Source organism: Flavobacterium sp. TAB 87, from assembly GCF_001529295.1.
Classification (GTDB): Bacteria; Bacteroidota; Bacteroidia; order Flavobacteriales; family Flavobacteriaceae; genus Flavobacterium.
Window position 1 is genome coordinate 207961 of sequence record NZ_LLWK01000037.1, and the last position, 25736, is coordinate 233696.

General features: G+C 34.4%; 21 protein-coding genes. 14 read left to right on the plus strand and 7 right to left on the minus strand.

Features of this window, described 5'->3' with window-relative positions; genetic code table 11:
• Positions 1-88: 88 nt before the first annotated feature.
• Positions 89-973, plus strand: a complete 885-nt coding sequence (locus AP058_RS10185) for a hypothetical protein (protein ID WP_066310066.1) — start codon at positions 89-91, stop codon at positions 971-973.
• Positions 974-1088: 115 nt separating this feature from the next.
• On the opposite strand, the gene AP058_RS10190 is transcribed toward AP058_RS10185, so the two are convergent.
• Complete coding sequence (locus AP058_RS10190; protein ID WP_066310072.1) at positions 1089-1451, minus strand: hypothetical protein; 363 nt, start codon at positions 1449-1451, stop codon at positions 1089-1091.
• Positions 1452-1602: 151 nt separating this feature from the next.
• Here AP058_RS10190 and AP058_RS10195 point away from each other — a divergent pair, with 151 nt between their 5' ends.
• Positions 1603-3465, plus strand: a complete 1863-nt coding sequence (locus AP058_RS10195) for an ABC-F family ATP-binding cassette domain-containing protein (RefSeq protein WP_066310076.1) — start codon at positions 1603-1605, stop codon at positions 3463-3465.
• A 290-nt stretch (positions 3466-3755) separates the two neighbouring features.
• Positions 3756-5285: a carboxypeptidase-like regulatory domain-containing protein gene (locus tag AP058_RS10200; RefSeq protein ID WP_066310079.1), complete on the plus strand. Its 1530-nt coding sequence runs from the start codon at positions 3756-3758 to the stop codon at positions 5283-5285.
• Between the two features lie 126 nt (positions 5286-5411).
• Here the strand turns inward: AP058_RS10200 and AP058_RS10205 are convergent, their stop codons facing one another.
• The gene (locus AP058_RS10205) at positions 5412-6965 is read right to left on the minus strand and encodes an SDR family NAD(P)-dependent oxidoreductase (protein WP_197413399.1); all 1554 of its coding nucleotides are present in this window, start codon (positions 6963-6965) and stop codon (positions 5412-5414) included.
• 216 nt (positions 6966-7181) lie between these two features.
• Here AP058_RS10205 and AP058_RS10210 point away from each other — a divergent pair, with 216 nt between their 5' ends.
• Positions 7182-7961 (plus strand): O-methyltransferase, encoded by a 780-nt coding sequence (locus AP058_RS10210; protein WP_066310087.1) that lies wholly within the window; start codon positions 7182-7184, stop codon positions 7959-7961.
• Between the two features lie 60 nt (positions 7962-8021).
• Here AP058_RS10210 and AP058_RS10215 read toward each other — a convergent pair whose 3' ends face one another.
• Entirely contained in the window at positions 8022-8675 is a 654-nt protein-coding gene (locus tag AP058_RS10215; RefSeq protein ID WP_066310092.1) for a hypothetical protein, read from the minus strand.
• Positions 8676-9020: 345 nt separating this feature from the next.
• Here AP058_RS10215 and AP058_RS10220 point away from each other — a divergent pair, with 345 nt between their 5' ends.
• The 5 genes from AP058_RS10220 to AP058_RS10240 all read left to right on the plus strand — a co-directional run bounded on the left by AP058_RS10220 (position 9021) and on the right by AP058_RS10240 (position 15328).
• The gene (locus tag AP058_RS10220) at positions 9021-9710 is read left to right on the plus strand and encodes an ABC transporter ATP-binding protein (RefSeq protein WP_066310094.1); all 690 of its coding nucleotides are present in this window, start codon (positions 9021-9023) and stop codon (positions 9708-9710) included.
• A 43-nt stretch (positions 9711-9753) separates the two neighbouring features.
• Positions 9754-10323, plus strand: coding sequence for a cob(I)yrinic acid a,c-diamide adenosyltransferase (locus tag AP058_RS10225; protein WP_066310096.1), 570 nt, complete (start codon positions 9754-9756; stop codon positions 10321-10323).
• Positions 10324-10504: 181 nt separating this feature from the next.
• Positions 10505-10726, plus strand: a complete 222-nt coding sequence (locus AP058_RS10230) for a DUF2795 domain-containing protein (protein ID WP_007138072.1) — start codon at positions 10505-10507, stop codon at positions 10724-10726.
• Positions 10727-10805: 79 nt separating this feature from the next.
• Positions 10806-14147, plus strand: coding sequence for a preprotein translocase subunit SecA (gene secA, locus AP058_RS10235; RefSeq protein WP_066310099.1), 3342 nt, complete (start codon positions 10806-10808; stop codon positions 14145-14147).
• A 188-nt stretch (positions 14148-14335) separates the two neighbouring features.
• Positions 14336-15328: a phosphotransferase enzyme family protein gene (locus tag AP058_RS10240; RefSeq protein ID WP_066310107.1), complete on the plus strand. Its 993-nt coding sequence runs from the start codon at positions 14336-14338 to the stop codon at positions 15326-15328.
• A 232-nt stretch (positions 15329-15560) separates the two neighbouring features.
• Here the strand turns inward: AP058_RS10240 and AP058_RS10245 are convergent, their stop codons facing one another.
• Positions 15561-16223, minus strand: a complete 663-nt coding sequence (locus AP058_RS10245) for an RNA methyltransferase (protein WP_066310109.1) — start codon at positions 16221-16223, stop codon at positions 15561-15563.
• Positions 16224-16330: 107 nt separating this feature from the next.
• Between AP058_RS10245 and AP058_RS10250 the strand changes: the two genes are divergently transcribed.
• The 4 genes from AP058_RS10250 (at position 16331) to AP058_RS10265 (ending at position 21460) form a co-directional block, all read left to right on the plus strand.
• Positions 16331-17023 carry an NAD-dependent deacylase gene (locus AP058_RS10250; protein WP_066310111.1) on the plus strand — a complete coding sequence of 231 codons (693 nt, stop codon included), beginning with the start codon at positions 16331-16333 and terminating at the stop codon, positions 17021-17023.
• A gap of 290 nt (positions 17024-17313) precedes the next feature.
• Complete coding sequence (locus AP058_RS17125; RefSeq protein ID WP_255357093.1) at positions 17314-17709, plus strand: sterol desaturase family protein; 396 nt, start codon at positions 17314-17316, stop codon at positions 17707-17709.
• A gap of 90 nt (positions 17710-17799) precedes the next feature.
• Positions 17800-19146, plus strand: a complete 1347-nt coding sequence (gene purB, locus AP058_RS10260) for an adenylosuccinate lyase (protein WP_066310116.1) — start codon at positions 17800-17802, stop codon at positions 19144-19146.
• Between the two features lie 76 nt (positions 19147-19222).
• Positions 19223-21460, plus strand: a complete 2238-nt coding sequence (locus AP058_RS10265; protein WP_066310118.1) for a cation:proton antiporter — start codon at positions 19223-19225, stop codon at positions 21458-21460.
• A 99-nt stretch (positions 21461-21559) separates the two neighbouring features.
• Here AP058_RS10265 and AP058_RS10270 read toward each other — a convergent pair whose 3' ends face one another.
• The 3 genes from AP058_RS10270 to AP058_RS10280 all read right to left on the minus strand — a co-directional run bounded on the left by AP058_RS10270 (position 21560) and on the right by AP058_RS10280 (position 24435).
• Positions 21560-22198, minus strand: coding sequence for a peroxiredoxin (locus tag AP058_RS10270; protein WP_066310120.1), 639 nt, complete (start codon positions 22196-22198; stop codon positions 21560-21562).
• Between the two features lie 84 nt (positions 22199-22282).
• The gene (locus AP058_RS10275) at positions 22283-23503 is read right to left on the minus strand and encodes an MFS transporter (RefSeq protein WP_066310122.1); all 1221 of its coding nucleotides are present in this window, start codon (positions 23501-23503) and stop codon (positions 22283-22285) included.
• Between the two features lie 17 nt (positions 23504-23520).
• Positions 23521-24435, minus strand: a complete 915-nt coding sequence (locus tag AP058_RS10280) for an AEC family transporter (protein ID WP_066310125.1) — start codon at positions 24433-24435, stop codon at positions 23521-23523.
• A 111-nt stretch (positions 24436-24546) separates the two neighbouring features.
• On the opposite strand from AP058_RS10280, the gene meaB reads away from it, so the two are divergent.
• The gene (gene meaB, locus AP058_RS10285; RefSeq protein ID WP_066310128.1) at positions 24547-25644 is read left to right on the plus strand and encodes a methylmalonyl Co-A mutase-associated GTPase MeaB; all 1098 of its coding nucleotides are present in this window, start codon (positions 24547-24549) and stop codon (positions 25642-25644) included.
• Positions 25645-25736: the final 92 nt, after the last annotated feature.

The window sequence follows — 25736 nt, forward strand, 5'->3', positions numbered from 1 at the left end:
AATATAGAGAGTTGCGCTTAAAGAAGGGTCGAAAGTGGCACTTTGTCTAAGAATCTTTTATATTTGATGTATAAAATTATCCACTCCCATGTCAAAATCATTTTTTGTTTTTGTACTTCTACTTTCATTAAGCAGCTATGGGCAAGCTAAGATTCAGCGATCTACGAAAAAAATAAAACCAATCTTTACCTCCGTACTCTCCGATTCTATTCAAGAAACATCGGGTTTAATTGCTTTTGATGGATTGCTATGGACGCACAATGATGATCGTGACACTACTCTTTACGGATTGGACACTTTAGGCAATATTAAAAAAAAAATCGTTTTGCCTAATGTGCCTAACCAAGATTGGGAAGCAGTTTCGCAAGATGATACCTATTTATATGTTGGTGATTTCGGGAATAACAGTAGCGGAACTAGAAACAACTTGCAAATTTTAAAGATTGAAAAAAGTAGTTTTTATACTGATCCAAAAATAGCGTTGATCAAATTTTCGTATGAAAATCAAAAAGACTTTACAGCTGAAAGAAACAATTTTACCAATTTTGATTGTGAAGCATTTATAGTCAAAGACGATTCTATTTATTTATTTACCAAGCAATGGAAAAATCAACGAGCAACTGTTTATGTTTTGCCTAATTCAGCTGGATATCACATTGCAAAAATTAAAGCTACTCTAAACGTTAAAGGATTAATTACGGGAGCCAGTTTAACTCCAAATCATAATAGAATTGTGCTGTGTGGTTATACGAAGCAAGGAAAACCTTTTTTATACGTTTTATCAGATTACAACATCAATGATCTTGATAAAGCTACAAAGCAGCGAATTAAGTTGAAAATTCCTTTTCATCAAATCGAAGGAATTGCTACTTTCGATGGTTTACATTTTTATATAACCAACGAAAATCTGGTTAGAAAACCAATTATCAATGTGCCGCAAAAACTGCATAAAGTTGATTTGAGCAACTTATAAAAACTAAAGTTAGCAGCCTTTTTTTTAATGAATCAAAAAACAAAAGAACAGCTTTCAAGCAAAGAAATCAATGATTGAAATTTCAATTTTGAAGAGGGTGATTTGCCCAAATTATCTATATATCTTTTCGAAGTTGCGAACCTAACGCAACATATTTCCAAAATACAGCAGTATCTGTTGGGAACTGAAAACTTATTAATTCTACTGGAACTTCAGATTGATTTAAGATCGCGCAAAAATAATCTACGACATGAATTGCACGAAAATTTGTTCGAAACTCTGCACGAATATCCGAATTAGATGCAAAACAAACATTTCCCATCACTTTCTCTGCAACAAACGTCAGTTTTAAATTTTTCTCGAAAGCTGCAATTAAACCGGTGTCTAGATACAACAAACGCACTAGTTCATAGGTTTTTAGCCCATTTTTTTCAAAATATGATCTATTAACAATATCGAAAAAATCTTGAATAGCCATTTTATTTCATTTATATCAAAGATAAGTAAAAGGATATTTTTTTAAGTCCGTTGGTAAACTATCTTTGCAGCGTTTTAATTCTAGAAGTATCACTTTTATAATTACAACTTTTATAATTTACAAATACGCCATTGGCGTCATATTAGATCACATGAATTACCTTTCAGTAGAAAACATATCGAAATCATTTGGCGAACGCACCTTGTTTGACAACATCTCTTTTGGAATTAACAAGGATCAAAAAATTGCCTTTATTGCCAAAAATGGTTCTGGAAAAACCACCATTATGAATATTATTAATGGTTTTGACGAACCCGATACTGGGCAAGTGGTTTTGCGTAAAAGTATTCGAATGGCATTTTTGTCGCAAGACAATAAATTACAAGAAGAATTAACCATTGAAGAGAGTATTTTTGCCTCAGATAATGAGACATTAAAAGTGATTCAAGCGTATGAAAAAGCATTAGAAAATCCAGACGACGCAGATGCTTATCAAAAAGCTTTTGACGGAATGGACCAACACAATGCTTGGGATTTTGAGACGCAGTACAAGCAGATTTTGTTTAAATTGAAATTGGAAGATTTTAAACTAAAAGTAAAAAATCTTTCGGGTGGGCAAAAAAAGCGACTTTCGCTGGCAATTATCTTGATCAACCGTCCTGATTTATTGATTTTGGATGAGCCAACCAACCACTTGGATTTAGAAATGATCGAATGGTTAGAGAGTTACTTTTCTAAAGAAAATATTACGTTGTTCATGGTTACGCACGACCGTTTCTTCTTGGAGCGTGTGTGTAATGAAATCATCGAATTGGACAATGGTAAAATATACCAATACAAAGGGAACTACTCTTATTATTTAGAGAAAAAAGAGGAGCGAATTGCGTCTGAAAACGCAAGTGTGGACAAAGCGCAGAATTTATTTGTTAAAGAATTAGAATGGATGCGCCGTCAGCCAAAAGCGAGAACCACCAAATCTAAATCGCGTCAAGATGACTTTTACGATATCAAAGAAAAAGCACAAAGCCGCCGTCGCGAAAATAAAGTTGAACTAGAAATTAATATGGAGCGCATGGGAAGCAAGATTATCGAGCTTCACAAGGTTTCTAAAAAATTCAAGGATTTAACTATTTTAGATAACTTTAGTTTTGATTTTCAACGCGGAGAACGCATCGGAATTATCGGTAAAAATGGGACTGGAAAATCAACTTTCTTGAACTTGTTGACTGGAACTATTCCATTAGACGCAGGTAAAGTTGTGGTTGGTGAAACCATCAAAATTGGTTATTATACACAAAGCGGAATCAATCCTAAACCAGGACAACGCGTTATTGATATTATTAAAGAATACGGAGAATTTATTCCGCTGTCTAAAGGACGCATCATTTCAGCTTCGCAATTGTTAGAGCGTTTCCTTTTTGATGCTAAAAAACAATATGATTTTGTCGAAAAATTAAGTGGTGGCGAGCTGAAGCGTCTGTACTTGTGTACGGTTTTGATTCAGAATCCAAACTTCTTGATTCTAGATGAGCCAACAAACGATTTGGATATTGTAACGCTAAATGTGTTGGAAAGTTTTTTATTGGACTATCCAGGCTGTTTGCTTGTGGTATCTCACGACCGTTACTTTATGGATAAAATTGTAGACCACTTATTTGTTTTTAGAGGACAAGGAATCATCGAAAATTTCCCAGGTAACTATTCTGATTTCAGAGCTTACGAAGACAGTGCAGATGTGGCGCAGAAAGAAGAAAACAAAGCGGATAAAAAAGATTGGAAGCAAAATAACCCAACTGGAAATTTAACTTTTAACGAGCAAAAAGAGTTTCAAAAAACAGAAAGAGAAATAAAAGATTTAGAAGCGCAAAAAGAGACTATCGAACAATTATTTTCTGAAGGAAAAGTTGCCGATGACTCTATTGAGAAAAAAGGAAATGAGCTGCAGAATATCATCAATAAAATAGAAAAAAAGGAAGAACGTTGGTTTGAACTTTCTGCCAAAATGGAAGGCTAAAATTTTTAGTTCGTTTCATTCCTTTTAATGATCTAGTTATATTATTTTTCAATTAGCAACCCAAATAATTTTAGTGTGCGAACTAAAATTATTTGGGTTGCTTTTTTATATAAATTTAATTTTGAGTAGTAAGAAAAATGTTAATAAATTGTTACACGCCTTCTTACTTTAATCGAATACCTTCTATATTTGAAAACTCAAATAGAGAGCTTTACTCTTATATTCAAATAAATAAGGCTCAATTTGACATATCATCAATCAGTAATAATCTATTAATATTTCTGCAAAAAATGCAAAAAACAATCATTACTTTATTTGTGCTGCTGTCGATACACCAAACAGGAATAGCCCAAAACATTAGGGGAAAAATCATAGACGCTGAGACGCACGAAAGTATTCCGTATGCAAACATTAAAGTAAATGACGCAGAAAATCTAGTTTCTAATTCCGAAGGCTTTTTCTCACTCTCAGAAAGCAACAGCGCAGACGAAACAGCACTTACTATTTCTTATATCGGTTATGCTAATCAGCAAATCACTGTTGGTACGTTAAAAAAATTAGATTTTGTGATTTCAATTGCTCCCGTGATTTTTGAACTTAGCGATGTCAATGTTTCTAACGAAAAACCCAATCCTTATGAGATCATGGCCAATGTTAAAGCAAACTTAGCTAGCAATTATAAAAGTGATGGCGCACCTTCTAAAGACCTATTGTTTTACAGACGAGCAGACTATTTTAAACCGAAAGTTATTGATGTAGAAATAGAGAAATCAACTGGATTTACAAAACAAGCACTTAAAAAGGTAAATAGCGATCTTAAAACTTTTTCTAATGACTTAGTTGCTAACCCGCCAAAAGAGTTCACTGATATTCTTTCTAATTATTACACCACAAATGTAAAAAAGGATGATAAAAGCGCATTTGTAGCAAAACTGGAGGTGTTAAAAGCTACGAAGTTAAAAAATGAAGGCAGCGCAGCTTCCTCTGATGAATTAGAAAAAAAAGCGATGAACCTAATTTTACAACACCTAGATTCTACTAAATACTATCGTTTTAAAAGCGGACTTTTTGGCTCTCGCGACTCAATATCGCTGCGAAAAGATTTTAATAGAAAGAAAGAACAAAAAAAATCAAAAGAAACAATCAGCCAAATTACAACTACTAAAAGAAATATAACCTCATTTCTTTCTAAAAATAATTTTTCAACAAGCAAGAAATTTAATTTCATTACGAATCCAGAGCTTTACAGTTACAATTATGAAGAAACCACTTATTTTGCTGAAAATGAATTTGCCTATGTGCTAACGTTCAAACCCAAGCGCAGTAAAGCGAAATATTCAGGAAAATTATATATTTCTGAAAACGATTATGCCGTATTAAGAGTAGATTATACGTTAGAAGAGGGCGAAAAATTGAATAGTTTTAACATGAAATTACTTTTGGGAGTTAAAGCGGCTGCAAACCTGAGTAAAGGAACTCTTAGATACCAAAAAAAAGCAGATGGTAGTGGCTACTATTTGCAATATGCCACTGTAGAAAGTGGACAATATTTCTACTTAAATCGACCTGTAAAATTTATCGAATTAACCAGTGCTGCAAAAGACGTGCTCTCACTTGATCTTAAAGTAGAAGGAAATGCGAGTTCCCGAACTGAATTTTTAAACATCTCTCGATCAAATATAACAGCTACATCAATTGAAAAAATTAAGGAAGCTGACTTTAAGTTTATAAACATCAAATCGTACGATTCTAAAATCTGGAAAGAGTTTAATGCTTTAGAACCCCAGGAAGAAATGAAGCGCTTTAAAGCGAGTCATTAAAAAACTCGTCAACTTTATCAACATCTTACTTTTATTTCTTTATCAGTCAAACAAAACAGCTTAAAACTAAAAAAACCACAACAAAATTTAATCCTGTTGTGGTTTTGTTTTATAAATTAGAAGGTTCTACCAAGGAATGGGGTTGTAATCTTTCAAGAATTTGCCACACCAATGTTTACCTGTATTAATTCCGTCAAATAGCGGATCCATTACTCGGGCTGCCCCATCCACAATATCTAATGGTGGTTGAAAGTCTTCCTCTTCTTGTTTCTTTTTGGCTAATTCTGCTGGATCTTCGTCGGTTACCCAACCGGTATCTACGGCGTTCATAAAAATTCCAGATTTTGCCAATTCTCCTGCCGCAGTATGCGTAAGCATATTCAAAGCTGCTTTAGCCATATTGGTATGCGGATGGCGCGCTTCTTTAAAGAAACGGTGAAACTTACCTTCCATTGCCGAAACATTGATGATGTGTTTTTGTCCCGTATTGTCTTTTTTCATAACTTCAGAAAGGCGGTTGCACAACACAAAAGGAGCTACCGAGTTTACCAATTGTACCTCGATCATTTCGGTGGTTTCTATCTGACCTAATTTCAAGCGCCAACTGTTCGTTTTTCTTAAATCGACTTGCTGTAAATCGGCATCTAATTCTCCTTCCGGAAAAACTTCGTTGGCCACCAAAGCATTGTCAAACGAATACGGAATCTGAGATAATTTGGCCGAAGCGCGCAAACCTATTCCTGGTTCGGGTCCGTGCCAAGTTACGGGCATATTTTGATTGGAAGAAGCTCCTAAAGTCAATATTTTCAATTCATTCAAGCAGTCAGTGTGATCCAACAATAATTCTTGTGCTTGCTTGGGTAAAGACGAGATTGAACGCTCCTCATTTTCCATTAAATGGGCATAAAATCCAGAAGGGCGTCGGACCGTTTGGGCGGCATTATTGATCAGTATATCCAATCGATCGTATTTTTGCTCAATAAAATTACAGAAGATTTCCACACTTGGAATGTGCCTTAAATCCAATCCATGAATTTTTAATCGGTCGCCCCAATCCATGAAATCGGCTTCCTTAGAAAATCGTAAAGCCGAATCTACCGGAAAACGAGTGGTAGCAATAACAGTCGCTCCACCTCGCAAAAGCATTAATGTAATATGATATCCAATTTTTAAACGAGAACCGGTAATCACGGCAATTTGACCTTTTACATCGGCAGTCTGAAAACGTTTGGCATAATTAAAATCACCACAATCGGTACACATAGTGTCGTAAAAGTGATGCATTTTAGTAAATGGTGTTTTACAAACGTAACAATTTCTAGGAGTTTCGAGTTCTAGTTGTTCTTTACTGTTCAACTCGGTATAAGCCAATAGTTTTGGTGCTACAAACACACTGGCTTCACGCGCATATCGAATTCCAGTTTCCTTACGGGCGGTTTTATCTTGCTTTTCCTTTTTTCTTTTAGCAACTAACTTTCCGTCCTTTTTTCTTCGAGAAAGTTCATCCCGATCGGGTCTAGAAAAAAGTCCAGCTGCTTTAATTAACGCAGTTCTTTGCTCTTTTTCAATATCAAATATTTGGTCGGTATCGGCGTTTAACTGTGCCAAAATAGCGATACATCTCTCAATTTCATCTGAAGTTATGGCAATTGTAGTTGCACTTTCATCTTTCGTTATCATATAAAGCGGAGTTATTCGTGGTGTAAATTCCAAGGCCGCAAATATAGTTTTTTAAAAGTTTGGAGGCGATTGCTTTTTTTGAATCGATTACAAAAAATACTTTGTACCAGTCCATCAATAAATTAACGCTCGCAAAGTTTTCTTTTTTTGGTTAAAATAAATAAAACTGTTACTATCTTCGCGTTTTCTTTGTGAAACGCTGTGCAACAATCCTCTATGTTATTTCAAATAAAATCGTATCTAAAATTCCTGTGGAAGTCCGAAAACGAACATGGAGTTCACTCTCCCTTTGTTTTTTTATTATTAACGAAATGTTGGTATGATAAAAAGAACAAGGCGGAATATACGGTTTTAAATGAGTATCGAAAAACACTTCTACGTAATACAAACACTATTGAAGTAAGTGATTTTGGTGCTGGTTCTAAAATTTTTAAAAGTAATATCCGTAAAGTTTCGGCTATTGCAGCAACTGCAGGAATTTCTCAAAAAAGAGCCGAATTACTATTTCGAGTCGTTCAGTATTACCAACCAAAAACTATTTTAGAAATTGGAACTTCTTTAGGATTGGCCACTTCTGCGATGGCACTGGCAAATCCGAAGGCAAAAATTACCACTTTAGAAGGGTGTGCAAATACAATGAGTGAATGTGAATTACTGTTGCAGAAATTCAATTTTAAAAATGTCAATTGTATTACTGCCGAATTTGAATCTTACTTTAGTTCTTTAGATTTTCAACTTTTAACTTTCGACTTTATTTATTTCGATGGCAATCATTCTAAAAAAGCAACGTTACGTTATTTTCACCATTTGCTTTCTACTGTAAGCAACGATACAGTTTGGATTTTTGATGATATTCATTGGTCTTTAGAAATGGAAGAGGCCTGGGAAGTAATCAAACAACATCCAAAAGTTCGCGTTACTATAGATTCGTTTCAATGGGGTTTTGTATTTTTTAGAAAAGAGCAAGTCAAACAACATTTTATTCTTAGAACATAAAAAAAGGCAGCCATAAATGACTGCCTTTTTTCTTTATAAATCTAACCTAAACTTTAAAGCTTATTTTTTAGCTTCAGCATTTTCATCTGATTTTGCTGTAGTTCTGTTGATTGTATACATTGGAGCAAATTTAACTTTTAAACCTGCAATTTTACGATTGTCTTCTGAAGAAAGTCCTTCTTTTTCAACTGTATTTTTACGGTTATCCAATGCTTCATACATTAATTTAATTTCATCCCAATCTTCACGAGAATAATTATCTTTATTGTTCTCTACTGTATGAACAAAATTTTGATACACTTCGTGAATGTTTTTTGCATTTACCCAAGCAAAACTCATGTCATCACCTACATTTCCAGCACCAAATAAGTTATCACGCATTACTTGCTTTTTAGTCACTACAGGAGCTGTTGGTGTCAAGTTAGCTTTAAAAGTATCGTACTTAGCTTTAGCTTCGTTTACACGCTCTTCTGCTTTTGTTTTGTCTTTTAAATCTGCCAAAGCTAATTCTGCTTCGCTAACACGCATGTCGTATTGTGATTCTACTGTTTCCCAGTTTGCTTTAACATCTTCCTCAGCTACATTTTTTACTGAGTCAACATAACTCACGTAACGATCTACTTTTTTCTCCGCTTGAGTTTCTTTTTCATCTTTACAAGATGTAAATGCCAAACCTATAAATGCGATTCCTACTAATAATTTTGCGTTTTTCATAATTTTAATTTTTGATTATTGTTTAGCAAATATACACAATATTTTAAATAAAAATATATAATTATCAGTTTTTTACAAATTTTAAGAAATTAAATTCAATTATTTTTATAAAAAATGATAATTATATAAACGGATTAAAAAATTATGTAAGAGAAGTTTCAGGCATTTTACATTCCACGAAAAAAACCAAACTTGTAGTCCAGTTTTTACAAATAAAATTCCAGTTGATTTATACCTTATATATAGGTACTGTAACAAAAAAGTAAAAATGACAACCAATGCTTGTAACAAAAATCATTTTTGTACTTTTAAAAATTGAATCAATAACTCATTTTGAGAAATAATATGGCAAATCCGCTAATCAATATTACCAATATTAAAAGAGATTTCGTACTTGGTAATGAAATCGTATACGTACTAAAAGGCATCGATTTACAAATTAATAAAGGAGAATACGTCGCATTGATGGGACCTTCGGGTTCAGGAAAATCAACCTTAATGAATTTGCTCGGTTGTTTGGATACGCCTACTTCAGGAAATTACATCTTAAATGGTAAAGACGTTAGTCAAATGAAAGACGATGAGTTGGCAGGTATTCGAAATAAAGAAATTGGTTTCGTATTTCAAACATTTAATCTATTGCCAAGAACTACTGCATTGGACAACGTTGCATTACCCATGATTTATGCAGGATATTCAAAATCGGAACGCGTGGCAAGAGCTACCGAAGTTTTACAACAAGTGAGTCTTGGCGACCGGATGGATCACCAACCCAACCAACTTTCTGGAGGACAACGCCAACGTGTTGCTATTGCTAGAGCTTTGGTCAATAAACCATCTATTATTCTTGCAGATGAGCCAACAGGAAATCTAGACAGTAAAACATCTCTAGAAATTATGGCCCTTTTTGATGAAATACATGCTCAAGGAAATACTGTAATTCTAGTTACACACGAAGAAGAAATTGCCGAATACGCTCATAGAATTATTCGATTAAGAGATGGACTTATCGAAAGCGATAATTTAAATAGGTAAATAGTATACAGTAATTAAATTTTCCGTTACAAATTTTAAACAAATGAAAGTATATACAAAAACAGGAGACAAAGGAACCACATCTCTTTTTGGTGGAGATCGCGTTCCTAAAGATCACATAAGAATTGAAAGTTACGGAACGGTAGACGAATTAAATTCGCATATCGGACTCATTCGCGATCAAGAAATGAGTGCCCACTATAAATCTGTGTTGATTGAAATTCAAGATCGCCTTTTTACAGTTGGTGCTATCTTAGCTACTCCAGCAGAAAAAGAAGTACTGAAAAATGGCGAATTACGCTTAAAAAAATTAGGTATAATTCCAACTGATATTGAATTCCTCGAAAAAGAAATCGATTCTATGGATGAATCTTTGCCTCAAATGACACACTTTGTATTACCAGGAGGCCATCCAACTGTGTCATATTGTCACATTGCCCGTTGTGTATGTCGCAGAGCAGAACGCTTGGCTGTACATTTAAGTCACAATGAAGTTGTTCCTGAAATCGCAATTCAGTACTTAAACAGACTTTCTGACTACCTTTTTGTGTTGGCACGGAAGTTGACTTTAGACCTCAAAGCTGACGAAGTACAGTGGATTCCAAGAAAGTAATCTTTCTTAAAATTCGTTAAAAAAATAACAAAATATTAAAAGTTTTTGAGAAGAACTTCGGTAAATTCGGCATTTGAAAATTAAAAAATAACACGTTCTTAAATTTTTATAAAAATAAATCGTTTTTTACTTGTATTTTTCGGTAAAAAAATTATTTTTGCACAAACTAAATCGACTAAACATGTATTGGACATTAGAATTAGCCTCATATTTAAGTGATGCACCGTGGCCTGCTAACAAAGATGAACTTATCGACTACGCAATTAGAGCAGGAGCTCCTTTGGAAGTAGTAGAAAACCTACAGTCGATTGAAGACGAAGGTGAGATATACGAATCAATGGAAGAAATATGGCCAGATTATCCGACTGACGAAGACTATCTTTGGAATGAGGATGAATATTAAAAAATAATCAAAGAAAAAGTCTCAACAAAGAGGCTTTTTTTTTGCATTAGTTTACAAAAATTAAAAATACCAACAAATCATGAGCTTCATAAACAGCATAATTAAAGTCTTTGTAGGTGATAAATCACAAAAAGATGTCAAAGCTTTACAACCTTATTTAACAAAAATTAAAACTTTTGAAACCAGTCTCCAAGCCCTTTCACACGATGAATTGCGCGCTCGAACGACTTTTTTTAAAGAGCAAATAAAAGAAGCTAGAGCACATAAAGATGCTAAAATTGCTTCTCTTAAAACTGAGGTTGAAAACATAAGCGACATTGACAAACGCGAAGACATTTATGATGCGATTGATGTTTTAGAAAAAGAAGCTTACGAAATATCTGAGAAAACATTATTAGACCTTTTACCTGAAGCATTTGCAGTGGTAAAAGAAACAGCACGTCGTTTTAAAGACAATTCTCAAATTGTAGTTACAGCAACTGCTAAAGACCGCGAATTATCTGCGATCAAACCGTACATTACAATTGAAGGTGAGCAATCATTTTGGTCAAATACATGGAATGCGGCTGGAAAGCAAATAACTTGGGACATGATTCACTACGACGTTCAGTTAATTGGTGGAATGGTGTTACACGAAGGTAAAGTTGCAGAGATGCAAACGGGTGAAGGTAAAACCTTGGTAGCAACACTACCTTTATATTTAAACGCATTGACAGGAAACGGAGTGCATTTAGTAACCGTGAATGATTACTTGGCCAAACGTGACAGTACTTGGAAAGCACCTTTATTTGAGTTTCATGGTATGACTGTCGATTGTATTGACAACCACCAACCAAGTACAGAAGCTAGAAAAAAAGCGTACGACTCTGATATTACTTACGGGACAAACAATGAGTTTGGTTTTGACTACTTGAGAGATAATATGGCCCATTCGCCAAGTGATCTTGTGCAAAGAAAACACAATTATGCTATTGTCGATGAGGTCGATTCGGTTTTAATTGATGATGCAAGAACACCACTTATTATTTCTGGACCAGTTCCTCAAGGAGATCGTCATGAATTTAACGAATTAAAACCAAATATTGAAAAATTAGTTGGTTTACAACGTCAATTGGCAACTGGCTTTTTAACGGAAGCGAAACGCTTAATCAAAGAAGGAAACACTAAAGAAGGTGGTCTCTATTTATTAAGAGCTTACAGAAGCTTACCAAAGAATAAAGCTTTAATTAAGTTTTTAAGTGAAGACGGTATCAAGCATTTGCTTCAAAAAACCGAAAACGAATACATGAAAGACAACAATCGTGAAATGCCAAAAGCAGATGAACCGTTGTATTTTGTGATTGAAGAAAAAAACAATCAAGTTGAATTAACAGATAACGGAATATCTTTCCTTTCTGGAGATACAGATTCTAATTTCTTTGTACTTCCAGATATCGGAACTGAAATCGCCGCTATTGAAAGACAAAAATTAGATAAAGATGCGGAAGCGGAAGCGAAAGAACGCTTATTTCAAGATTTTGGAATAAAAAGTGAGCGCATACATACATTGACACAACTTTTAAAAGCATACGCTTTGTTCGAAAAAGATGTAGAATATGTGATCATGGACAATAAAATTATGATTGTCGATGAGCAAACAGGTCGTATCATGGATGGTCGTCGTTATTCTGACGGTTTACACCAGGCGATCGAGGCGAAGGAAAATGTAAAAATTGAAGCAGCTACGCAAACATTTGCTACAGTAACGTTACAAAACTACTTTAGAATGTACAATAAACTAGGTGGAATGACAGGTACTGCTGTTACTGAAGCTGGTGAGTTGTGGCAAATTTATAAATTGGACGTTGTTGAAATTCCAACGAATCGTCCGATGGCAAGACACGATAAAGAAGATTTTATATATAAAACGACTCGTGAAAAATTTAACGCGGTAATTGAAGACGTTAGTGAATTATCAAAAGCTGGAAGACCCGTATTAATTGGTACCACTTCGGTAGAAATCTCTGAATTATTAAGCCGTATGCTTAAAATGAGAGGTGTGACACACAACGTCTTGAATGCAAAAATGCACAAGCAAGAAGCACAAATTGTTGAAGAAGCAGGAAAACCAGGAGTAGTTACTATTGCAACCAATATGGCTGGTCGTGGTACCGATATTAAATTATCTGCCGAAGTAAAAGCGTCTGGTGGTTTAGCAATTGTGGGTACAGAACGTCACGATTCGCGTCGTGTAGACAGACAGTTGCGTGGTCGTGCTGGTCGTCAAGGAGATCCAGGAAGCTCACAGTTTTATGTTTCTCTTGAAGACAATTTAATGCGTTTATTTGGTTCAGAAAGAGTAGCCAAAGTAATGGATAAAATGGGATTAGAGGAAGGTGAAGTGATTCAGCATTCTATGATGACCAAATCTATTGAACGTGCTCAGAAAAAAGTAGAAGAAAATAACTTTGGAGTTCGTAAACGTTTGTTAGAATATGATGATGTGATGAATGCACAACGTGAAGTAGTATACAAACGTCGTCGTCACGCTTTATTCGGAGAACGTTTAAAACTGGATATTGCTAATATGTTGTATGATACTTGCGAATTAATTGTGAGTGAAAATAAAATGACGAACGATTTCAAAAATTTTGAATTCGAATTGATTCGTTACTTCTCTATTACTTCTCCAATTTCAGAAGCTGATTTCGTAAAAGGAACAGATCTTGAAATTACAGGAAAAATATACAAAGCAACTTTAGCATATTACACTGAAAAAACAGAACGCAGCGCAAGAGAGGCATTCCCAATAATCAGTAACGTATTTGAAGAACCAAACAACCGTTTTGAGCGTATTGTAGTTCCGTTTACAGATGGAATTAAAACGCTGAACGTTGTTACTGACTTAAGAAAAGCATACGATTCTCAAGGAACACAGCTAATTTCTGATTTTGAGAAAAACATTACGCTCTCTATTGTTGATGAAGCTTGGAAAAAGCACTTACGTAAAATGGACGAATTGAAACAATCAGTTCAATTGGCAGTTCACGAACAAAAAGATCCATTACTAATTTACAAATTAGAAGCATTTAACTTGTTTAGAGCAATGTTAGACAACGTGAATAAAGATGTTATTTCATTTTTATTTAAGGGAGATTTGCCCGCTCAAAACGTTCCTGAAATTCAAGAAGCAGTTGAGCGTCGTCAACCAGAAAATTACCAAACAAGTAAAGACGAAATCGTAAACAGCGAAAGCGCCAACCGTGAAGCGGGACAAACGCAAGAGCGTCAGATTACAGAAACAATTGTAAGAGATATGCCAAAAATCAATCGCAATGACACTGTTACCGTTCAAAACGTAGCAAATGGTCAAATCGAAACGATGAAATTTAAAAAAGCAGAAACTTTAATCGCTTCTGGCACGTGGGTTTTAGTAAAATAATTCACGAATACTTATAAAGTAGTAGGCCTCAATTTCAAATGAAATTGAGGCCTTTTTTTATCTAAATTTCATTAGTAAAATTGAATTTAAAATATAATACTGCACTAAATTTTGCATAAATATATTTTAAAATATATTTAATTGAATCGATAATTAGTAGTTAGCAGATAGCTAGAAAAACAAAGTAAATGACAACACAATTTCCTGTAATAAACTCAACACTTTCAGCAAATAAACTTGGCGAATTTATTCAGCGAAAATATAAATTAAGCAACAACACTCAATGTACACTTTTCAGAACAGGAATGAACCACATTTATATGGTTACGGATGTTAATGAAAAATATGTTTTTCGTGTCTATACTTTTGATTGGAGAACAAAAATAGAAATAGGCGAAGAATTGAGATTATTAAGTCATTTAAATAAAAACAAAGCTCCAGTTTCTTTCCCAATTGCAGATAATTTTAATGAATATATTCAAGAATTAAATGCTCCTGAAGGAAAGAGATTTGGTGTATTATTTTCTTTTGCCGATGGAGCAAAATCAGCAAAATTTACAGCAGAAACAAGCTTTTTTATTGGGCAAGCCTTAGCAAAAGTTCACAAATCGACAGAGAACTTCACTTTAAACAGAATAACATACGACAATAATGTTTTGCTTATACATTCTTTAAAACAAACACGTAAATTCTTTAAAGAAGAAAATGACGAGATAAAATTTTTAGAAAGAACCGCTAAATTTCTTCAAAATAAATTTAACAATGTAAAAAATGAACAAATAAGATTTGGAGCCGTTCATCTCGACGTTTGGTTTGATAATATGCATTTTAATGATGAAAATAAAGTTACGCTTTTTGATTTTGATTTCTGTGGCAATGGATGGTTATGTCTAGATATTTCATACTTTTTATTTCAGTTATTCACTACAAATCCGAATGACAATGATTACGTACTAAAAGCAGAAAATTTTCTAAAAGGATATGAAAATATAACTGAAATTAGTAAAGAAGAAAAACGTATTTTGCCGTTTGTTTGCCTATCAATTATGCTATATTATATAAGTATTCAATGTGACAGGTATGAAAATTGGACAAACATTTTTTTAAATGAAGACCATTTAAAAAGATTTGTAGGTAATCTAAAACGATGGATTATTTATAATAAAATCGAAATTGATTAATAAAAAAAAATGGCCATTTGCTAACATACTTCTGCGGCTATTGCGGAATTTAGTGGAATTCGTCTTTTTAAATTCTACTTTCGATTAGCCGAAAACACTAGTCTTCGAAGTCCGCAACATCAACAAGGTCTAAAACGGTAAATAATAGCAGCATAACGCTAAATTTCACTTTTCAAATCCTCTTTTATTTCCAAACTTTAAATCGCTTAAACTATAAAATTCATCTCCCATTCTAAAGAGAATTTTCTTCAAAATACCTGGCTTCAATTCGTTTGATATCTTTAATCGAACTTTTTGCCCAAACCATTCTTTTTTCTAAAATTTCATCTTCTGTCAATTGCCATTGAATATCAGACCGTCTCAGTCTATTGGTTAAATCTTGTAGAATAATCGCGGCCGAAACAGATATATTTAAACTTTCTGTAAAACCAACCATCGGAATTTTTAAAAACCCATCTGCCTGCTTTAAAACATCTTCGGATAATCCATCTCTTTCGGTTCCAAAAAACAGAGCACTTGGTTTTGAAATGTCAAAATTTTCTAACAAGCAATCATTTTCATGTGGAGTCGTGGCAATGATTTGATAGCCCTGGCTTTTTAAGGACTCAACGCAATTAGAAACCGTATTGTATTGATGAATATCTACCCACTTTTGGGCTCCCATAGCGATTTCTTTATCAATACTTTTTCCATACCGTTGCTCGATGACCTGTAACTCTTGTACCCCGAAAATCTCACAGCTGCGCATGACAGCACTCGTATTGTGCATTTGAAAAACGTCTTCGACAGCAACCGTAAAATGCTTCGTTCGGTTTTGTAAAACGTTTAGAAAACGCTCTTTTCTATTATCAGTTAAAATATTTTCTAAAAATTCGAGGTACTTTACATCAGTCATTATAATTCAATTTGCCACAAAAATAACAAAAAAGAAGGCTTTTCAAAGCGATTACTCTTTTCTAAATTAATTGTCTTAAATTTGAAATTCTACAATTTAAAGTACAGATGAAAAAGAAATTAGTAGTTTTAACAGGCGCAGGAATCAGTGCCGAAAGTGGAATTAAAACCTTCAGAGATAGTGATGGTTTATGGGAAGGACACGACATTATGGAAGTAGCAACTCCTGAAGGCTTTCGCAGAAATCCAGCACTAGTTTTAGACTTTTACAACAAACGAAGAGTGCAACTAAAAGAGGTTAAGCCTAATATTGGACATCAAATCTTAGCGGAACTCGAGAACGATTTTGACGTATTTATTATTACTCAAAATGTCGACGATTTGCATGAACGTGCTGGAAGTACAAAGGTTTTGCATTTGCATGGTGAATTATTAAAAGCTCGCAGCACTCAATTTGAAGACGATATTCAAGATTGGAAGCACGATCTAATTTTAGGAGATTTAGATGAAAAAGGACATCAATTGAGACCTCATATTGTTTGGTTTGGAGAAGCTGTCCCAGCACTAGAAGCCGCCATAGAAATTACAGAAAGTGCCGATTATTTTGCCGTAATCGGAACTTCTCTGCAGGTTTATCCAGCAGCAGGATTGATTTCTTACACAACCTCAAAAACGCCTATATTTTACATTGACCCAAAACCAATTTCGATTCCGAATTTAAGAAACCCTCTGCAAGTTATTCCTGAAATAGCGTCAAAAGGCGTAGGTATTTTAAGAGATAAATTATACACTAACATTTAGAAGATAAAATTTTTCAAAATTGGCTGTTTCAATTATCTCCAAATAATTTCCTCAGTTTTTTTACTTTCTTCTCATTTCAAAACTTACTTTTGATTTGTTTATCGATAGCAATCGGTAAAATCATTGAACCTAAAAATACGTTACTTCAAAAAACGACCGCAAATGGGTAATTTATACGCAAATTTGCAATACTATAATTACTGTACTGGGATTTGAATTGTATCAATTGAATCTACTAAAAATAGACTATACACCTTCTCTACTTGCCGTATGCACAGATCTACTGTGCCATGGATTTTTTTATGTTTTGCTTTCATTACTTAGCGCATCGACTCAAATTGTTACAATCCATTCACAAGTTGCATCGTACGGATATCGACACCAATGTGTACCGTCTTTTTGTACTTCATCCCATCGAAACGCTGGGCTTTGAATTAATTTGGCTCTCTTTACTCATAGTAATTCGCTTAAATTATCTAAGCATTATTATCTATCTCATTTTAAACTTACTGTATGGCATGTTTGGCCACCTAAAAAAAGATCACTTTCCTACTTTTTGGTACAACAACACAATCAGAAAATGGATTTCAAGCACACAATTTCACAACAATCATCATAAAAACAAATCGCACAACTACGGTTTTTATTTCACTATTTGGGATAAAATATTTAAAACTCTGATTTAAGACATTAGGTAAGATATAATAACTCATCGGTAGCTTTCAAAAGTTTTGCCAATACCTTATATTTGTGCTTTTCGAACAAACAACATAACAATGACTACTTTAAACGAACTGAATGCTATATCTCCAATTGACGGAAGATATAGAAACAAAACGCTTTCATTAGCTCCTTTTTTTTCTGAAGAAGCTTTAATCAAATACCGTGTACTGGTTGAAATTGAATATTTCATTGCTTTATGCGAAGTACCATTGCCACAGTTAAAAGATGTAAATTCAAATGTATTTGAAAGTTTACGTGACATTTATAGAAATTTTTCTACCGAAGATGCGCTTTGGATAAAAAAAACCGAAAAAGTGACTAATCATGATGTAAAAGCGGTTGAATATTTTGTAAAAGAAGCTTTTGAAAAATTAGGTTTATCAGCACATAAAGAATTCATTCACTTCGGATTAACTTCTCAGGATATCAACAATACCGCGATTCCACTTTCTACTAAAGAAGCTTTTGAGAAAGTATACATGCCGTCGCTAATTACTTTAATTGCAAAATTGAAGGATTTAAGTGTAGAATGGAAGGACATCCCGATGTTGGCTCGTACGCACGGACAACCTGCCTCACCTACTCGCTTAGGAAAAGAAATCGCAGTTTTCGTAGAACGCTTAGAAGAGCAAATTCGATTACTATTCAATATTCCATTTGCAGCCAAATTTGGTGGAGCAACTGGAAACTATAATGCACACCACGTGGCCTATCCACAAATTGACTGGAAAAAGTTTGGAAATAACTTTGTAGAAAATGCTTTGGGTTTACACCATTCGTTCCCAACCACACAAATTGAACATTACGATCATTTTGCTGCATTTTTTGATGCTTTAAAAAGAATCAATACTATAGTTATCGATTTAGATAGAGACATTTGGACGTATGTTTCTATGGATTATTTCAAGCAAAAAATCAAAGAAGGTGAAATTGGTTCATCGGCGATGCCACATAAAGTGAATCCAATTGACTTTGAAAATTCTGAAGGAAATTTAGGTATTGCAAATGCTATTTTTGAACATTTGGCAGCAAAATTACCCGTATCTAGACTACAGCGCGATTTGACTGACAGTACAGTTTTAAGAAATATTGGTGTTCCAATTGGGCACACAATCATTGCGTTTGAGGCTTCTTTGAAAGGTTTGAATAAATTATTATTGAACGAACCTAAGTTTGCAGAAGATTTAGAGAGAAACTGGGCAGTTGTTGCAGAAGCTATTCAGACCATATTACGTCGTGAAGCCTATCCTAATCCGTACGAAGCTTTAAAAGGGTTGACGAGAACTAACGAAGCAATTACAAAAGCCTCTATGCATAGTTTTATCAACACACTTAACGTATCAGATGACATAAAAGACGAACTATTAAATATAACACCGAGCAATTATTGCGGTATTTAGTTTGATCTAAAAATATATTTCAGAAAAAAAGCTATCTTTATCGATAGCTTTTTTTGCCAAAAAAACCATTTAATCTATGATTTCTTTATTCGCTGCGGCCGAAGCCACCACACATTTAAAACCGTTAATAACTGACCTGGGGTTAATCTTAATGACCGCAGGGATTGCTGTTTTATTGTTTAAAAAAATGAAACAGCCTTTAGTTTTAGGCTATCTAATTGCTGGTTTTTTGGCGGGTAATAATTTTGACTTTTTTCCTTCTGTTTCTGATATTAAAAGTGTAGAAACTTGGGCCGAAATTGGTGTAATTATTCTATTATTTAGTCTCGGGCTCGAATTTAGTTTTAAAAAGCTCATGAAAGTTGGTGGAACTGCCTCCATTACTGCGCTGACCCAAATAATAACCATGATACTAATTGGGTATCTCGTCGGTCAATGGATGGATTGGTCGTCGATGGACAGTATCTTCTTGGGAGTTATTTTATCCATTTCCTCTACAACTATTATTTTAAAAACCTTTGATGAACTCGGTGTGAAGGCACAAAAGTTTGCAGGTATCGTAATTGGATCACTGATCGTACAAGATATTGTGGCCATTTTGCTGATGGTTTTGCTTTCAACATTGGCCGTAAGTCAGCAATTTTCGGGTAGTGAATTGTTATTTTCATTTTTAAAATTGATCTTTTTCTTGACAGCGTGGTTCGTAGGTGGAATCTTTTTTATTCCGACACTTCTTAAAAAAACGAAACATTTATTGACAGACGAGATGTTGCTGATCATCTCCTTAGCGCTTTGTTTAACGATGGTAATTTTGGCTGCAAATGTCGGTTTTTCTCCTGCACTAGGTGCTTTTATAATGGGCTCCATTATTGCTGAAACTACGCAAGCAGAACACATTGAACATTTAATAAAGCCAGTAAAGGATTTATTTGGTGCTATTTTCTTTGTTTCGGTTGGTATGTTAATTGATCCAGAGATGTTGGCTGAACATTGGCTTCCAGTACTTATTTTAACTGTAGTTACTATTTTTGGCCAATCGTTTAGTTCAACTATAGGTGCATTAATATCAGGGCAACCATTAAAACAATCCGTGCAAACGGGAATGAGTTTAGCACAAATTGGAGAATTCTCATTTATCATTGCGACTTTAGGAATGACCTTGCATGTAACGAGTTCATTTTTATATCCAATTGTGGTCGCTGTATCTGCTATTACTACTTTCACAACTCCTTTTATGATCAAGGCTGCCTTACCATTTTCTGAGTTTTTAGAACGAAAGTTGCCGCGAAAATGGCTTAAAAACATCAGTCGCTATAGCACCAACACGCAAGCCATTAAATCGGTTAGTATCTGGCAAATTGTAATTCGATCGTATCTGACTCAAATTATACTGCATACTATTATTATATTAGCAATCATATTGCTTTCTTCTAAATATCTAGTCCCTTTAGTAGCAAACATTCGCTTTGGAAATAGCATTGCAGCGATCGTTACGCTAATTGCAATTTCGCCGTTTTTATGGGCGCTATCGCTAAGACGCGTTTCTGTAAGAGAAGTAGAGACGCTGTGGAGAGAGCGTAAATACAGAGGACCAATTACAATGATGTTTTTATTTAGAATTGGACTCGGAATATTTTACATTGGTTTTTTACTTAATATTTTCTTTTCTCCATTGGTTTCTTTTGTAGCGCTCGTAATTGCAATTGCGTTTTATCAATTTTTCCCGAAGAAATTACACGAACAGTACCATAAAATTGAAAGTCACTTTTTAAGAAACTTTCACGATCGTGAGATTGCTAAAATTGACAGACGTTACGCCAATTTAACGCCTTGGGACGGACATATGACCACTTTTGGAATTGCAAAAGAATCAAACTTAGCGGGCAAAACGTTGCTAGAATTAAAAATGAGAGAACAGATGGGAGTCAATATTGCTTTCATTAAAAGAGGAGACATAACGATCAAAATTCCGAGTAAAAATGAAAGACTTTTTCCTGGTGATGAAATCTGTATCATTGGAACAGACAAACAAGTAGATGAGTTTAGAGACTATTTGAACCAGAATGAAATTGAAGTACCTGAAATAAAAGAAAAAAGTGATATTGTTTTGCGACAATTAGAACTCGATGAGCAAGAATTTGTTGGAAAAAATATTAGCCATATGCGCTCTAAAACCAATGGCTTAGTTGTTGGAATCGAACGAAATGGAAAAAGACTTTTAAATCCAGAATCGGATGTCGTTTTAGAAAAAAATGATATTTTATGGATCGTTGGCGATAAAAAACTTATTGCGCAATATACCAAGAAAGTATAAGTCAAGAGAGACAAAAAAATGTCTCAACTTTCCTCGCTGCCTATTTAAAATAAAATAGTTGAATGAGAAGAGCTGAGACAAGTTACAAAAATAAAAAATTTATTTATTTGGTTGTGGCGTCATGCGCAAGTACGGTTTGATAGGCGTATGTCCTTTTGGAAATTTAGTCGGAATATCTTCGTCTTTAATTGCTGGCGAGATAACTACATCTTCACCATCTTTCCAGTTCGCTGGAGTTGCCACGCTGTAATTAGCTGTTAACTGCAAGCTATCAATTATACGTAAAATTTCATCAAAGTTTCTACCTGTTGAAGCCGGATAAGTTAAAATCAATTTAATTTTCTTGTCATTACCAATAACAAAAACTGAGCGAACTGTAAAAGTATCATTTGCATTTGGATGAATCATATCATACAAATTTGCTACTTTCTTATCTTCGTCGGCAATTATAGGATAATTAACAACTGTATTTTGAGTCTCATTAATATCTTTAATCCAATCTAAATGCGATTGTAAACCATCGACACTTAATGCGATAACTTTAGTATTTCTTTTCACAAACTCAGGATAATAGTTGGCTACTGTTCCTAATTCTGTGGTACAAACGGGTGTGAAATCAGCTGGATGCGAAAAAAGAACTCCCCAAGAATCACCTAACCATTCGTGAAATTTAATTTTTCCTTGTGTTGTTACAGCTTCAAAATCGGGAGCAATATCCCCTAAACGTAATGTTGACATGATTGTATAGTTTTTAAATTCCCCTAAAGTTAATCAAAAAATTACGGAGAATATCTAAAATAAAGCGAAAAATCCCATCTAACTCTAATTCTTTTTCTTTCTCAAATTAGGTAAAAAATAAGCTAGAACACCAATTAAAGGAAGATAAGCACTTAGCTGATACACATATTCAATACTCGTTTGATCGGCTACATATCCTAGAATAGCCGAACCTAATCCTGCCATTCCAAAAGCAAATCCAAAGAACAAGCCCGAAATCATTCCAACTTTTCCTGGTTTTAGTTCTTGTGCAAAAACTAAAATAGCCGAAAATGCAGATGCAATTATTACACCAATAACAACCGCTAAAACTGCAGTCCAAAATAAGTTAGCGTGTGGCAATAAAAGCGTAAACGGAGCGGCGCCTAATATAGAAAACCAAATAATATATTTCCTTCCAAAATGATCACCCAACGGGCCTCCTATTAAAGTTCCTGCAGCAACAGAAGCCAAAAACAAGAACAAATAAAATTGAGAATCTTGAATGCTTACCCCAAATTTGCTAATTAAATAAAAAGTAAAATAACTAGTCATACTAGTCATGTAAAAAAACTTAGAGAAAATTAAAGTTAATAAAACAATAATGGCAATCGTAATTTGTTTGTTAGACAACTCCACTTTATCTTCCTCAAAACTTGATTTATTAGCTGCACGCAAGCTCAGATGATTTTGATACCATAAAGCCACTCTCGACAAAAGAGCAATTCCGATAAAGCCGGTAATTACAAACCAAATTACATACGATTTACCGTAAGGCGCAACAACCAATGCAACCAGCAAAGGACCAATAGCACTACCAGCATTTCCTCCCAACTGAAAGATAGATTGTGCTAAACCGCGTTTACCACCAGAACCTAAAAAGGCAACGCGAGAAGCCTCTGGATGAAAAATAGACGAGCCAATGCCAATAAATGCTACGGAGGCCAACAGCATATAAAATGATGTAGCAATAGACAATAAGCTCAATCCTACAATAGTAAAAACCATTGCATAAACAAGCGAATACGGCAATGGCTTTTTATCGGTGTACAAACCAACAAAAGGTTGTAATAAAGAAGCTGTGAGTTGAAAAACGAAAGTTATTAATCCGATTTGCGTAAAACTCAAGCTAAAACTTTCCTTTAAAATTGGATAAATTGACGGAACGACGGACTGCATCAAATCGTTCAGCAAATGTGCAAATGCGATAGAAAATAAAACGGAATAAACAGTTTTTTGAGCTAATGTACCGTTGTCAATTTTAACGGTAGCTGTAGATGAATTCATAAGAGTCCTAAAAATAATTATTTCACGAAATTAAGTATAATACACCAGAAAAATAACGTTATAAAGGAGAGCGGTATTCCAACACCAATCATTAAACTGCATAATTTCGGTTTCAATCCGTACGCAGATGCTAATATGCTGGCTGTAATCATTGGAGCCATAGCCATTTCCATAATTGATACCTCAATTTGCAATCCTTTTTGCTTTAAAATAAAAACATATAAAACGAGTAAAAATAAAGGCATTAGGATCAGTTTAAAAACTAAACCAAGTGTTAAAAATTTAAAATGCTTGCTTTTACGATCAAAACTAAGTTGGAGTCCAATTGAAAATAGAGCTAAAGGAGTAACTAAACTGCCCACTTTTAGCAGTCCAAATTGAATGTTATCAAGAAAATCATACTCAAATACATTCATCAAAACGGCAATGCAGAAAGTAATAAACGGAGGGAAAAGTAAAATTTTCTTCGCAATCAAAGTAGCAGTTGTACTGCCTGAAGAATAAAAAATAGCGACTAGAATTCCCAAAGTAGACATGGCCACAAAGCCACCAGGTTGATCAACTAAAATAGCAGTTTCTAATCCTGGCTTACCGTACAAAGCTTCAATTATTGGAAAGCCAAGAAAAGAGGTATTACTAAAACCTCCCGTTATAATAAGGCAACCCGTGAGTTTTTTAGACCATCGGAAATAAGATCCTATTGAAGCAAAAAAGATAATTGATAGGGCAAAACTAATCCAAGCCGCACCAATGGGATATAATAATTCGTTTTGCCATACTATTTTTGGAATGAAATATAATGACAAAGCAGGTAAACAAAAGTATAGAACAATTTTGTTTAACGTTTTATAAATTTCTTTTGGAAATCTCCCAACAAACTGACACGCAATTCCCAGAAATAAACTGACAAAAATGATTATTATGTTTTTCATTTAAGTAAAAAAGGCTAAAGTACTACAATTTGCTATTTTTCAGCAAAGCTATTTCTGTACTTTTGAAACTGTTTTTGTTTTGATTACTTTTACAGTTCAAAACAATTTATTTTGAAAGCCACCCCTTCACAAAAAAGCGCTTTAAATGAAAAAGCTGGAATTTCGTCTCCCGAAATGACCAGTGACAAAAGTATTGCTACCATTCAGAAATTCAGACGAAAACAACCTGCTGCAGCTGAATTAATTTCTGGCATTTTAAACAAAAATCGCACTGCTCTAAGTCGCGCTATAACTTTAATTGAAAGTACAAACTCTATTCATTTTGAAAAAGCTAATGAAGTAATTAACGGCTGTTTGCCTCATTCAAATAAATCTCTTCGCATTGGAATAACAGGTGTTCCTGGTGTTGGAAAAAGTACCTTTATTGAATCTTTTGGTAAATATTTGACCTCGCTCGGGAAAAACGTAGCCGTTCTTGCTGTTGATCCTAGTAGTTCATTTTCTAAAGGGAGTATTCTTGGCGATAAAACCCGAATGGAAGAATTAGTAAAAGATCCCAACGCCTTTATTCGACCGAGCGCTTCTGGAACAACTTTAGGTGGAGTTGCCCGAAAAACAAGAGAAACTATAATTTTATGCGAAGCGGCGGGTTTTGATACCATTGTTATTGAAACCGTTGGCGTAGGACAGAGTGAAACTGCGGTGCACAGTATGGTCGATTTCTTTTTACTCCTTAAAATTGCAGGTGCAGGAGATGAATTACAAGGCATCAAACGGGGCATCATGGAAATGGCCGACGCGATTGTGATTAACAAAGCAGATGGTGATAATATTAAAAAAGCAAAGCTTGCGAAAGTAGAATTCAACAGAGCTTTGCATTTATTTCCTGCCAAATCTTCAGGCTGGATTCCAAAAGTAAGTACGTGCAGCGCTATCACTACTGAGGGAATTCCAGAAGTTTGGGAAACGCTTACCTCATATTTTGACTTAGTGAAAAGTACTTCTTTTTTTGACGAAAAGCGTCAAAGCCAAAATCAGTTTTGGATGTTCGAGACGATTAATGAGCAATTGCAGTCTCAATTTTATAACAATCCGAATATGATCGATCAAATTGAAAGCAACAAAACAGCTGTTCAAAATAATGAAAAATCACCTTTTGAAGCAGCTCACGAATTGTTGTCGTTCTATTTTGAGAAAGATATAAAGTAATTTTAAAAAAGTTACAAGGTAACAAAGAGGTCATTTTGGAAAGTGAACATTTAACTTCTAGGACTCTGATACAACTTTCTTCCTACGCACCT

Coding starts and splice junctions, on each gene's coding strand:
- AP058_RS10185 (WP_066310066.1), top strand. CDS start 89: ATGTCAAAATCATTTTTTGTTTTTGTACTTCTACTTTCATTAAGCAGC.
- AP058_RS10190 (WP_066310072.1), bottom strand. CDS start 1,451: ATGGCTATTCAAGATTTTTTCGATATTGTTAATAGATCATATTTTGAA.
- AP058_RS10195 (WP_066310076.1), top strand. CDS start 1,603: ATGAATTACCTTTCAGTAGAAAACATATCGAAATCATTTGGCGAACGC.
- AP058_RS10200 (WP_066310079.1), top strand. CDS start 3,756: ATGCAAAAAACAATCATTACTTTATTTGTGCTGCTGTCGATACACCAA.
- AP058_RS10205 (WP_197413399.1), bottom strand. CDS start 6,965: ATGATAACGAAAGATGAAAGTGCAACTACAATTGCCATAACTTCAGAT.
- AP058_RS10210 (WP_066310087.1), top strand. CDS start 7,182: ATGTTATTTCAAATAAAATCGTATCTAAAATTCCTGTGGAAGTCCGAA.
- AP058_RS10215 (WP_066310092.1), bottom strand. CDS start 8,675: ATGAAAAACGCAAAATTATTAGTAGGAATCGCATTTATAGGTTTGGCA.
- AP058_RS10220 (WP_066310094.1), top strand. CDS start 9,021: ATGGCAAATCCGCTAATCAATATTACCAATATTAAAAGAGATTTCGTA.
- AP058_RS10225 (WP_066310096.1), top strand. CDS start 9,754: ATGAAAGTATATACAAAAACAGGAGACAAAGGAACCACATCTCTTTTT.
- AP058_RS10230 (WP_007138072.1), top strand. CDS start 10,505: ATGTATTGGACATTAGAATTAGCCTCATATTTAAGTGATGCACCGTGG.
- secA (WP_066310099.1), top strand. CDS start 10,806: ATGAGCTTCATAAACAGCATAATTAAAGTCTTTGTAGGTGATAAATCA.
- AP058_RS10240 (WP_066310107.1), top strand. CDS start 14,336: ATGACAACACAATTTCCTGTAATAAACTCAACACTTTCAGCAAATAAA.
- AP058_RS10245 (WP_066310109.1), bottom strand. CDS start 16,223: ATGACTGATGTAAAGTACCTCGAATTTTTAGAAAATATTTTAACTGAT.
- AP058_RS10250 (WP_066310111.1), top strand. CDS start 16,331: ATGAAAAAGAAATTAGTAGTTTTAACAGGCGCAGGAATCAGTGCCGAA.
- AP058_RS17125 (WP_255357093.1), top strand. CDS start 17,314: ATGGATTTTTTTATGTTTTGCTTTCATTACTTAGCGCATCGACTCAAA.
- purB (WP_066310116.1), top strand. CDS start 17,800: ATGACTACTTTAAACGAACTGAATGCTATATCTCCAATTGACGGAAGA.
- AP058_RS10265 (WP_066310118.1), top strand. CDS start 19,223: ATGATTTCTTTATTCGCTGCGGCCGAAGCCACCACACATTTAAAACCG.
- AP058_RS10270 (WP_066310120.1), bottom strand. CDS start 22,198: ATGTCAACATTACGTTTAGGGGATATTGCTCCCGATTTTGAAGCTGTA.
- AP058_RS10275 (WP_066310122.1), bottom strand. CDS start 23,503: ATGAATTCATCTACAGCTACCGTTAAAATTGACAACGGTACATTAGCT.
- AP058_RS10280 (WP_066310125.1), bottom strand. CDS start 24,435: ATGAAAAACATAATAATCATTTTTGTCAGTTTATTTCTGGGAATTGCG.